This window comes from uncultured Paenibacillus sp., from assembly GCF_963515335.1.
In the GTDB taxonomy this organism is placed as follows: Bacteria; Bacillota; Bacilli; order Paenibacillales; family Paenibacillaceae; genus Paenibacillus_I.
Genome location: NZ_CAUPYC010000097.1, coordinates 1 through 11,356, shown reverse-complemented (window position 1 = coordinate 11,356; position 11,356 = coordinate 1). Strand labels below are relative to the sequence as shown.

9 protein-coding genes are annotated in these 11,356 nt (G+C 60.4%); 3 read left to right on the top strand and 6 right to left on the bottom strand.

Going from position 1 to position 11,356, the window contains the following annotated elements; genetic code table 11:
* Positions 1 to 53: 53 nt before the first annotated feature.
* Positions 54 to 776, bottom strand: a complete 723-nt coding sequence (locus tag RWM61_RS19375; RefSeq protein ID WP_314003888.1) for a heptaprenylglyceryl phosphate synthase — start codon at positions 774 to 776, stop codon at positions 54 to 56.
* Between the two features lie 162 nt (positions 777 to 938).
* On the opposite strand from RWM61_RS19375, the gene RWM61_RS19370 reads away from it, so the two are divergent.
* Positions 939 to 1,310, top strand: coding sequence for a hypothetical protein (locus RWM61_RS19370; RefSeq protein ID WP_314003886.1), 372 nt, complete (start codon positions 939 to 941; stop codon positions 1,308 to 1,310).
* Positions 1,311 to 1,395: 85 nt separating this feature from the next.
* Here the strand turns inward: RWM61_RS19370 and RWM61_RS19365 are convergent, their stop codons facing one another.
* From RWM61_RS19365 to RWM61_RS19350, 4 genes are all read right to left on the bottom strand, one after another.
* Entirely contained in the window at positions 1,396 to 1,767 is a 372-nt protein-coding gene (locus tag RWM61_RS19365) for an STAS domain-containing protein (protein WP_314003884.1), read from the bottom strand.
* 27 nt (positions 1,768 to 1,794) lie between these two features.
* On the bottom strand, positions 1,795 to 3,147 hold the full coding sequence (locus tag RWM61_RS19360; RefSeq protein ID WP_314003882.1) for an ATP-binding SpoIIE family protein phosphatase: 1,353 nt from the start codon (positions 3,145 to 3,147) through the stop codon (positions 1,795 to 1,797).
* A complete protein-coding gene (locus tag RWM61_RS19355; RefSeq protein WP_314003880.1) occupies positions 3,144 to 4,898 on the bottom strand; it encodes a BTAD domain-containing putative transcriptional regulator in 1,755 nt (584 codons plus the stop codon). The genes RWM61_RS19360 and RWM61_RS19355 overlap by 4 nt, the downstream gene beginning before the upstream one ends.
* 183 nt (positions 4,899 to 5,081) lie before the next feature.
* A complete protein-coding gene (locus RWM61_RS19350) occupies positions 5,082 to 7,619 on the bottom strand; it encodes a DUF3656 domain-containing protein (RefSeq protein ID WP_314003877.1) in 2,538 nt (845 codons plus the stop codon).
* Between the two features lie 260 nt (positions 7,620 to 7,879).
* Here RWM61_RS19350 and RWM61_RS19345 point away from each other — a divergent pair, with 260 nt between their 5' ends.
* Positions 7,880 to 8,848: a sugar phosphate isomerase/epimerase gene (locus RWM61_RS19345; RefSeq protein WP_314003875.1), complete on the top strand. Its 969-nt coding sequence runs from the start codon at positions 7,880 to 7,882 to the stop codon at positions 8,846 to 8,848.
* Between the two features lie 146 nt (positions 8,849 to 8,994).
* Here the strand turns inward: RWM61_RS19345 and RWM61_RS19340 are convergent, their stop codons facing one another.
* On the bottom strand, positions 8,995 to 9,216 hold the full coding sequence (locus RWM61_RS19340; RefSeq protein WP_314003873.1) for a hypothetical protein: 222 nt from the start codon (positions 9,214 to 9,216) through the stop codon (positions 8,995 to 8,997).
* Between the two features lie 328 nt (positions 9,217 to 9,544).
* Between RWM61_RS19340 and RWM61_RS19335 the strand changes: the two genes are divergently transcribed.
* Positions 9,545 to 11,164, top strand: coding sequence for a nitrite/sulfite reductase (locus RWM61_RS19335; protein ID WP_314003871.1), 1,620 nt, complete (start codon positions 9,545 to 9,547; stop codon positions 11,162 to 11,164).
* Positions 11,165 to 11,356 lie beyond the last annotated feature (192 nt).

The following is an 11,356-nucleotide window of genomic DNA, read 5'->3' as shown; positions in this document are numbered from 1 at the left end:
TCGAGGTTCGAGGCGAAGGGAGTCCTTTTTGCCAAATGATCAGGGTTTCCGGCTTACCCGCCCGGTACCGCGGTTTGCTGGACGGCCGCCACCGTGGCGAGCGCGGCTTCCGGATTGTCGTAAACGGCGTTGCCGACGACGACCGTATGGGCGGCCTCCGCGGCCAGTCGCGCCTGCTCGCCGTCCGCGATGCCGCCGCCATAGAACAGCCGCGCTTGCGTCAGCGCCTCGCGCATCCGCCTGACCAGCCGCATATCCCCGAACCGGCCGCTGTACTCGCAATACACGACGGGCAGCCGCATCAAACGGTCGGCGAGTCGCGCGTAAGCGACGGCGTCGGCTTCCGCCAGCTCCGTGCGGGCCCCGGTCAATCTGGCCGCTTCGGCGCCGGCGTTGAGAATCACGTAGCCTTCCGCCCAGGTAGCGTCCCACGGCATGAAAGGGCCGTATTCGGCGATCGCTGCCGCCTGGCGGCCCGTCACCCACTCCGCCGATGCGGCATTGAGCACCATCGGGATCAGATACCAATCGAAGCCCGGCACGGCAGCCTCGGTCGTGGACGCTTCCAGCGCGCAAGGCACCTCGAAACGGCGGATGCGGGCAAGCAGATCGACCGTGTTGTCGTAGGTGACGCCGGTTGTGCCCCCTACCAGCACGGCGTCCGTGCCGGACAAGCAGACCGCCTCCAGCACGTCGTCCGCAATCGCCCGGTCCGGGTCGAGCTTGAATACGTGCCGCCATGACGCAAAGGGCGCTTCGTTATGCTCCGGGCTCATCCGCTTGTCTTCCCTCCGTCGGGTTCATTTCCGTTCATTATCGTTACCAAGTGTACGCGAGCGCGGCTCGCAGTGTCAATTCGTTTGGCGGCGGGCCTGTTTCAACCGCTCCTCACCGATGGTATTAGTGAATGAGAAAAACCGACCAAGGAGGTCGCCGTCATGAACAAAGAACGTTATTACGTCTCCGTCGTGTCGCGCACCATCGAGAAGCAGCGCCCGGAGGCGGAGTACATGGAAATCGAAGCGACGCCGGAGGAGCTCGACCGGCTGAAGAAGCTTTTTATCCGCAAGGAGGACGACGACGATATCAGCCACTTCAAGGCCGCCATTCCCTACAAGTCGAACGACCATGAGCGAACCGCAGTCGATTACAGCGACGACATCCGCGATATCTACACCTTCCTCTATCAGATCGGCACGCCCGAGACGAAGCGGTATATCGAAGAATCCGATCTTCTTGAAAAGCTGCAGAATACCGATTACGATTATCCCGGCTACGGGAACAAGGAGACGTCCGGCAAGGACGCCTAGCGGGAATACGCGGAGAAAAAGGGGCCGGCCTGTGAAGCGGAATCCGATCCGCCGACGGCTCAGCCCGATTTTCCGCGCATCCGGTTCATCCTTCCCCTTCCAACGCCTCGATGCGCTGAAAAACGGCATACTCATCCGGGTACAGCATCAGGTATTCGGTCAATCCGACCATGCGAAACAGCTTCTGATAATGAGTGGAGACGCCGCATGCGAACGTATGGTAGCCCTGCTTGCGCCCCGCTCTCGCGATCCGGATCAGCAGCGCCATGCCGGCGCTGTTGATGTAGGCGACTTGATGCAAATCCAGCACGAGATAACGCCGGCGGCCGCCCAGTCCCTCTTCCCAATCGAACGCGCTTTTCAACACCTGCTCCGCCGCTCTGTCGAGATCGCCCTTCAACGTCAAGGCGATACCCGAGCCGAACGCGCGGGATTCCATTTGGAGTGTCTGTCCCATACCATTAATCCCCTTCAATCGCCTGGCTTACCGGTGATTTACGAAAAACAGCTCCAGGCAAAATCCGTTCTCTTCCCGGTTCGCGATCCAGTAATCGGCGAGTCCGTCGATCAGCACCATGCCCCAGCCGCGGGCGTCCTCCCGTTCTTCGCGCACAACCCGCTCTCCGCCGTCAAGGCCGGGCAGCCGCGGCCCTTCGCCCTCGTCGCGGATCCGGCAGACCATCAGCATGCTGCCGATATGGACATGAACGGTCACCGCGTTGTCCGGCTCGTACCGGTTGCCGTGTTCGGCCGCATTCATAATCGCCTCGGCGACACAGGTGACGATATCGTCGGTACGGTGGTCCTGCGGCCAATTGGCCCGAATGAGGCCGGCAAGCTCCGGCAAAATCCGGCGCTCGCAGCCGGGAGCGGACGGCAGCCGCCAGGTGCGTTCAAAGCGGGCCGGCGGCTGAACGGCCGGCACCGCCGTCCGCTCCACTACGAGCAGCGTCTTGTCATCCTTGCGGCCGGAGTAGCCGCTGTCCAATACCGTGAACAGCCGTTCCATCCAGTGCGCAGCCGCAGTCTCGCGGGACCATCGCCGAAGATAAGCCTCCAGCCGGTCGAAGCCGAACATCTCGCCGGACGGGTCGGAAGCTTCCAACACGCCGTCCGTATAGAGAACCAGCCGTCCGCCTTGCGCCAGACGGATCGCCTTCTCCTCATACCGCGCGTCGGGCGCGATCCCGAGCGGCAGCGACGAGCAATCGACCGGCTGCGGCGCGTGATCGGGCACGAGCAGATAAGGACCGGTTTGTCCGGCGCTGGCATACCGGATTTCGCCTGACGCCGTGTTCACGAAGCCTACGCCGAGCGTGGCCCCTCCCGTGTGCGCCATCGTATCCGACAGCTGGCGATTGATGCGCTCCAGCAGTTCCCCGGGACCTCCGCCCCGCTTCAGCTCGGAACGGAACAGCACCAGGAGCGCCGGAACGACGAGCGCCGCCGGCAGCCCCTTGCCCGACACGTCGCCGACCATCACGGCGAACGAGGTGTCGTCGACGACGGCCGCGTCGAACAGGTCGCCTCCGACCTCCCGATCCTGCCGGCTGCGCGCCGTTACACGATAGCCTCCGATTTCCAGGTCGATCGGCGGTTGCAGCTTCCGGAGCGTATCGAGCGCAAGCTTCAGTTCATCGGTTATCGATTCGTATTCCGCGGCGGCTGACGGATCAACATTCGGCGCAAAACCCCTTATGTACAGGCACAACACGCCGGCCGGCACAATAAAGGCAACCAGCCCGGCGGCCAAACCGAAGGCGGCGGCCGCCGCGATGCCGATAGCGGCGAATACGGAAAGGGGAAGGACGACCCTGTAAAATAAACCGCCGCTCATACTCCCCATACGAGCCGCTTCGTCTCTTCGAGCGGCTCCGTCCCGAGCTCGTCCCTGCACATCCGCTCCAGGCGTTTGTACCAGCCTACCGCTTCGGCATGGCGTCCGCGCTCCTTCCAATAACGGATCATCGCCTGGTACGCTTCCTCTTGATCCGGCCTTAACTCGATCCAGGCCGACAACCATTGCTCGGTGTGGCTGTCGTCCGCCAAGCCGGCGTAATATTCGCCCAATCGGCGAAGCATGACCGTCTGGCGCTCAAGCAGCTGGCTCCGCCAGCGTTCGATCCAGTCGACATTCGGCATGTCCGCCCCGAGCAGCCCGTATAACCGGACGGCATCCATATACAGCATGGCCGAAGGTTCCTTGTCATCCGCCCACAATTGATCGCCCACACGGGAAAGAGTCATATATTGCTCGACGTCGACGACCTCGATCACCGACTCCCGAAAGCCGATCAGGCCTCCGCGCACCTCGATCGCGTCCTCGAAGCCGATCTCGGCGAGCGTATTTCTGAGCTCATGCAGGGAGACATAAAGATGGTTCGCCAGCTTGGACGGCTCGCCTTCGCCGAACAGCTGCCCCACCACCTGATCGCGCAGCGCGCGATAATCGGGCTGCAGCAGCAAGTAGACCAGCAGCTCGCGGGATTTGCGGCGCTTCCACTTCGGCGGCACGACGGCTCCGTCGGGTCCGAACAAACGGATGCCCGACATCAGTTGAATCCGCAGCCGACCCGGGCGCGGCTCGGCTCCTGCCGAAAGCCCGTCGCTGTGGACGGAAAATGGCGCAATCGGCGGCACGCAAGCGATCGCTTCGCCGATTTCAGCCTTCAACCGGTCAAGCCAAACGGACGTCCTGGGCGTAGACATCTCCTCGAGAAGCAGCTCCATCTGGCGAAGCGACAGGGCCGCGTCGCTCCGCTCGCCGGAGGCCAGCTTGCGGCTGACGTTCGCTCTCGCGGCAAACAGCTGCACCTCCACATCATAGCGAAGGTCGCTCACGGGCGGGCCGGCCGTCTCCGTCCCTTGCCCGGACATCGTACTTACCATATAAGCATAACGGGAGGGCAGCCGCATAAGCTCTTCCTCCGTCGGCTCCGCGCCGCCAAGGATGCTCAACACCGCTCCGCATTCGGGATGGAGCGCCGCCCTTTTGCGCAGGTCGCCGATTCTCTTTGCCCACTCCCCTTCCCGCATGTCGTCGGCTCCGTATAACCAGCGGTCAAGCAGCAAATAGGCAAACCAGGTGTCGTCGCCCGCTTCCCGGAAACGGTCGGCCGCATTGGCGAAATACTCATCCGTCGAGAGCGTTTGCAGAATCGGGGCCGTTCGTGTCCAGCATCTGCCCCGGGCAAGCGCCCACCAGACGAAGCCGCCGCAGCCTTCGCCGTACCGGAGCGTCTCCTCCTCCAAAAATTGCAGAAGCGTCTCCGTTTCGTGAAAATCGCCGATCCGAACATTCAGCAAAGTCAAGAGACCGATCATGGACAGCATTTCCACATGGTCCGCCTGCAGCGCAAAGCCTTTGATCGCCGCCTGCAGCCATTCCTGCGCTTCCTGCAGCCGGCCTTCGAGGATCAAACGGACGGAGCCGGCGCGCAGCAGCAGCGGAGAGCCGAAAACGGCGCGCTCCGGCAGACGGCCCAGCGTATCCTTGTCCGGAAGCCGCCCGTTCAGCACGCTTTGCTCCAACTCCAGAACAAGATCCTTCAGGCTTTCCGGTATATGGGATTGAAATGACAAGCGCATGGAAACGATCACCACATTCGGTCTGTTTTAGGTTAATAGTACTATTCCTTTAGGAAAAAAGAAATAGATTTCTTACAAACAACGTGCTTTTCTTACAAATACGCAAACGATTCGGCAAGCTATTGAGCAAGAGCCGTCGAATGAGGCCATCCGACGGCACTTGGCATGCTGGCGCGAAAACATTTACTTAACGAGCTGTCCGCGCGTAACGCCCAGCTGATTGGTCGCTTTCAGGCTGCGCCATACCTGCGTCCCGCTGATTTTGCCCCGGACGGCATCCGTATAGAGCGAAATGACCTCTTCGACCTTCCCGGGCGTTTCCTCGAGAAATTCGACCCGGAACGAGGCGACGCCGAGCTCGATGAAGTTCCGCAAATACTCGGCGCCGGACTGCTCGATCGCATTATAGACCGTATTGCGGCAGCCTTCGTCAACGCGGACGGGGTGCGACATGCCGATCCGGTCCTGCAGCGAGACGCGGTGCTCTTCGCACGGCCGGCCGCAATTGGTGTAATCGGTGCCTTCGCTGAGGAAGGTGCAATACACGCAATGCTCCGTATGGAACATGGGCAGATGCTGGTGGATGACGACCTCCGTCCTGGAGGTGTCGGCCTTGCCCAGCAGATCGACCATTTGCTGCGCGTTCAAATCATAGGAAGGCGTGACGAGCGAGCAGCCCGCATCCAGAAAAAGATCAGCCGTCTTATGGTTCGCGATGTTAAGCGAGAAATCGCCGATCAGCTCCGGGAACGGGGACACCGTCCCTGCCGCGCGGGCGCGCATATAGAAATACATCGCACCGGTATTGCGGATCAGCACCGCGTCGGGCTGAAGCTTCAAAATATGGTTGTGGTAGCCGTTCTCGCCCGGCATATGAATCCGGGGCGTGGCGAGCGCAATCCGCTTGCCGGCCTTGCGGGCCGTATCGACTGCCGCCGGGTATTGCTTGATAAACTCGAAGTCGGCGTAGATCATCGCGACGTCGGTGCGGACCGCGGCTTCAACCTGCGCCAGCGTTCGGCAAAGCGCCGTAAGGCGAGGCTCGCTCCGGACGCCCGCCGCCTTCAAAGCGGCCGCTTCCGGGCTCGCGCGATGCGCATCCGCATACACCTCGACAGCCCGCTTCTCGTATACAGGCGGCTTCGGCCGTTCGCCCGCAAGCCGTTCCACCGCTTCGCGGCGGATTCGGTTCAGCTCGCGGATCGGCACGATCAGCTCGCCTTCAAGCGCAAGCTCCAAACCCTCCAGCTGAAAAAGCGTGCCGCCCAACCGGCCCAGCTGCTCCTCCAGCAGCGCGCGGTCCATCGGGCGCTTCTCGGCGCGCTCCAAAGGCAGCTCCGACGCCGCCTCAACCGTGGCCCCCTTGTTCAGGTCGGTCCACCGGGTGCGCAGCGGCTCCCCTTCCTTGCCCTCGACATGGACGTGAACCGGAAACACCCGGTACGGCTTATCCGTCTCGAACGTCTGGCGGAGCCGTTTGTCCAGCGCCGGGTCGCTCGTTTTCCAGATCCGGTCGCCCGGCTTCACCTTGCGCAGGTCGACGTCGTTCCGCCCCGGCACGATCTCCAGCACCGTATGCTCCTGCGCTTCGCCTTCGATCTTGACGCCTTGGCGGCGCAGATCGTATACGCGTCCGCCCTCTTCCTTCTTGGTCGGGTCGCCCGCGTCGAAGACGATGCCGTCTCCGCGCTTGAGCGGCGCCTCGATCCGGCATACGACCGCGTCGCGCAGCACCCGCTCCACGCGGCCCATGTAGACGCCGCGGCTTTTGGGGAACGTGCCCTCCACCAGCTGCTTGTTGTTCGTGCCTTTCAGGAAGCCGTGCGTAAACCCGCGCGAGAAGCTCTGCTGCAGCTCGCGGAGCTCCTCGGTCGACGGCCCCGACCGGTCGCCATCGAAATACTTGTCGATGGCGCGCCGGTATTTGCTCACCACGTTCGCCACGTATTCCGGCGTTTTGAGCCGGCCTTCGATCTTGAACGATGTGACGCCCGCCTCGATCAGCTCCGGCACCAGCTCCACCGCCGCCAAATCCTTCGGCGACAACAGGTAAGCGACATCGCCCATCGGCTTCTGCTCGCCGTCCACCATCAGGTCGTATGGCAGCCTGCATGCCTGCGCGCATTCGCCGCGGTTCGCGGACCGGCCGCCCCACATCTCGCTCGTCAGGCATTGGCCCGAATAGGAGACGCACAGCGCGCCGTGCACGAACACCTCCATCGGAAGCTTCGCCTGCTCGCCGATCGCTCGGATCTGCTTCAGGTTGTTTTCCCGGCCGAGCACGACCCGCTCAATGTCGAACGGCTTCGTGAATTCGACCGCCTCGGTCGAGGTGATCGTCATCTGCGTTGAGCCGTGGATCGGAAAATCGGGCGAGATGTCGCGGATCAGCTTGACCAGCCCGAGGTCCTGCACGATGACCGCATCGACGCCCGCGTCAACACAGGCTTCGATCAGCTTTTTCGCCTCGTCCAGCTCATTCTCGAACACCAATATGTTAAACGTCAGAAACCCTTTCATCCCGTAGCTGTGCAGAAAAGCCATAATCTCCGGCAGCTCGTCCGTCCGAAAATTGTTCGCCCGCGCCCTGGCGTTGAATTTCTCCACGCCGAAGAACACCGCGTCGGCTCCGTTCGCCGCGGCGGCGCGCATGCAGTCCCAGTCCCCGGCGGGCGCCAGCAGCTCGATATCCGACCTGCGTAAATGTCCTTTATTGCTCATGTAAATATGGCTCCTCCAAGCTTATTGCCGTTTGTACCAGTGTACCATTTCGCACAGCCAAAAAGAAACCGCCGTACCCGGGATCAGCTTCGGCATGTTTTACCGGCCGCGCCGGCACAGAAGCCGCCCTCCTTACCATTGTTTTGCTCCCTTTCTATACGATCTTGTCCATTTAGGGCCAGGCCGTTTCCTTCCATTTTTCGCGCGTGCTATAATGGTTTCGTAAGCGATGCCATCCTGATGGAGGAGGAGTACATAATATGAAACTCGGTGTATTTTCGGTATTGTTCAGCCAGCAGCCGCTGGAGCAGACACTCGACTATATTGCGTCCAAAGGGCTGCAAGCCGTCGAAATCGGCACAGGCGGCTACCCGGGAGACGCGCACTGCAAGCGGGAGGAGCTGCTGGCGGACGAAAGCAAGCAGCGGGCGTTCAAGCAGGCCGTCGAGTCGCGCGGCTTGACGATCAGCGCTTTGAGCTGCCACGCCAATCCGCTCCATCCGCAGAAAGCGATTTCGTCGGAGCATGATCGCATGATCCGCGAAACGATCGATCTCGCTTCCAAGCTCGGCGTGCCGGTCGTCAACACGTTCTCGGGCTGCCCCGGCGACCACGAGGATGCGAAGTATCCGAACTGGCCGGTAGCGCCTTGGCCGAACGATTTCCAGGAAATTTTGGACTGGCAGTGGACCAATAAGGTTATTCCTTACTGGACGGAGATCGGCAAATACGCGACGGAACGGGGCGTCAAAATCGGGCTCGAGCTGCACGGCGGCTTCTCCGTGCATACGCCTGCTACGCTGCTCCGTCTGCGCGAAGCGGCGGGTGAAGCGATCGGCGCCAACCTCGATCCTTCCCATATGTGGTGGCAGGGCATCGATCCGGTGCAGGCCGTACATATTTTGGGCCGCGAGGGAGCGATCCATCATTTCCACGCGAAGGACACGTCGATCGATCCGATCAATGTGAACAAGCACGGCGTCACCGACATGCAGTCTTACACGCTGATGCTCGACCGCGCCTGGCAGTTCCGCACCGTCGGATACGGCCACGACATGAAGGTGTGGGCCGATATTATCAGCGCCCTTCGCCTGGTCGGCTATGACTACGTCGTCAGCATCGAGCACGAGGACGGACTGATGTCCGTCGACGAAGGCTTCACCAAAGCGGTGCAAAATCTGCAGCAGATCCTCATTCGCGAGCCTTTGGGCGAGATGTGGTGGGTATAAAAGCGGGCAAAGCCGGATGTCCCCTTCCAGGGGCGTCCGGCTTTTTTGCGGGCTCCTCCGCCGCAACGAAATAAGGACCGCCCGGCGCGCTGGCGCTTTGGCGGTCCTTTCTTTCCACAGCAGCTGCTGATTATGTAAGCAAACGGCTAACCCAGCCACACCTCAAAGATCATAATGTAATCGATGAGCAAGAATACGAGCAGGGAAACGCCCGTGAAGCCGATTGCAAAAAAGTTTTTTCTCGGACGGGCCAGCACCAGCCGCACGAAACCGATCAAGATAAGCGCCGTGAACAACAGCATGAAAATGTCAAACGTAGCAAACTTGCTTGCATCTGCCGCCGCAGGTGCTTGTTGCGCCAAAAACATGAGGGGACCTCCTTCATTTATACCCGCAGGGAATGATCACACGAATCTTCACACGTTACCTATAATAACCTATGTTAGCCGTTCAAGCCATCGGTTGCAAGTCCAAAACTTGGTTCGTAACAACTTTGTCACCAATCGGCCATCCCGGCCGCAAGCCCTTATTGTATAAACGAACCGAATAAGTAATATAACAAACTCTTATAACGATTGATACCGTTTGCGTTGTCGACCGGCAGAAAATGTGATACGATTTCCGTGTATATTCATACTTAGATCGTCGGAATTAGCCTGCTGTCACCATAGGGCTGCCGGCAAGGAGGAAATGAAGATGGCTTACGAAGCGGTTTGGATGAAGGACCCGTCCAAATTGAATAAATTCGAGTTCGTCAAGATGGAAAAAGACGGCCTCGACGTCATCCGCACAATTATCGAGGAGTACGCGCACAAAGGGTACGATGCGATCGACGAGAACGATATGAACCGGTTCAAATGGGCCGGCGTGTATGAGCAAAAGCCGAAGGACGGACACTTCATGATGCGCGTCCGCATCAACTCCGGCATCATGACCGCCGCGCAAGCGCGCGGGCTTGCCGAAATCGGCCGCCTGTACGGCCGCGACCTGATCGACGTGACGACCCGCCAGGCGATCCAGTTCCACTGGCTGCGCGTCGAGAACCTCCCGGACATATTCAAGCGCCTGGAGGCGGTCGGACTTTACAGCTACGAGGCATGCGGCGATTGCCCGCGCACGATCGTCGGCAACCCGCTTGCCGGCATCGATCCGGACGAGCTTATGGATACCCGGCCGATCGTCGAGGAAGTGAACGACTTCTTCCTCATGAACCGCGATTTCTCCAACCTGCCGCGCAAGTACAAAATGTCGATTTCCGCAAGTATCTGGAACAACGCGCAGGCGGAAATCAACGACCTGGCGTTCACGCCGGCGGTTAAAGTGATCGACGGTCGGGAAGTGCTCGGCTTCCACGCATGGGTGGGCGGCGGCCTGTCCGCGAAGCCCCATCTTGCGAAGGAGCTGGACATCTTCGTCCGTCCGGAGGAAGTGTTGAAGGTGGCGATCGGCGTCACGACGATTTTCCGCGACTACGGCTACCGCGAGAAGCGCCATCAGGCGCGCCTGAAGTTCCTCGTGGCCGACTGGGGCACGGAGAAGTTCCAGGAGAAGCTTATCGAAATCATCGGCGACATGCCGTCCGCGGGCGAAAGCAAAATCGCCGGCTGGAAGGCCGTATACTTCGACGGCGTGCACCCGCAAACCGGTGAAGGCAAAAGCTTCGTCGGCCTGAATGTGCCGGTAGGCCGCACGAACTCCGACGAGTTCGAGCAATTGGCCGATCTGGCCGAGCAATACGGCGACGGACTGGTCCGCACCACGATGTCGCAGAACATCATCCTTGCCGGCATCCCGAACGAGAAGGTCGACGAGCTGCTGCAAGCGCCGGTGCTTCAGCGCCTGACGCCCAACCCGAAGCATTTCATGAGCCGCACCGTTTCCTGCACGGGCAACGAGTTCTGCAACCTCGCCGTCGTCGAGACGAAAGAGCGCGCCCGCCGTGTAGCCGAATATCTGGACGAGAACGTCGAGCTGGACGAGAAAATCCGCATTCACATGATCGGCTGCCCGAACGCCTGCGGCCAGAAGCATATCGCGGATATCGGCCTGCAAGGCGCGCTCGTCAAAACGCCTGAAGGCATGGTCGACGCATTCGACATCGCCGTCGGCGGCATTCTCGGTCCGGGCGCAACGTTCAACACGCCGCTCAAGGGGCGCGTCAAGGGCGACGAGATTGCCGGCGTGGTGGCGCGGCTTATCCTGTTCTACAAGGAGCAGCGGCAAGCCGGCGAATCGTTCCACGCTTTCGTGAACCGCGTAGGCGTGCCGGCATTCCAGGAGAAGCTGACCGAGATTCTGTCCGCCGTCGCTTCCTGATCCGCTATCGCACACCATCAAGGGCTGTCCTTAGGTAGATTCGTCTACTCTGGGGCAGCCCTTTACGATTTGAATCTTAACCGATTTTGATTAAATGTATTTTTCCTCCGTTACTACCATGTTTTATATGTTTAAAAGTAAGTATTCAGTAAACCCGCACAGAGCGGGATAAATATAACTGGACACACCATT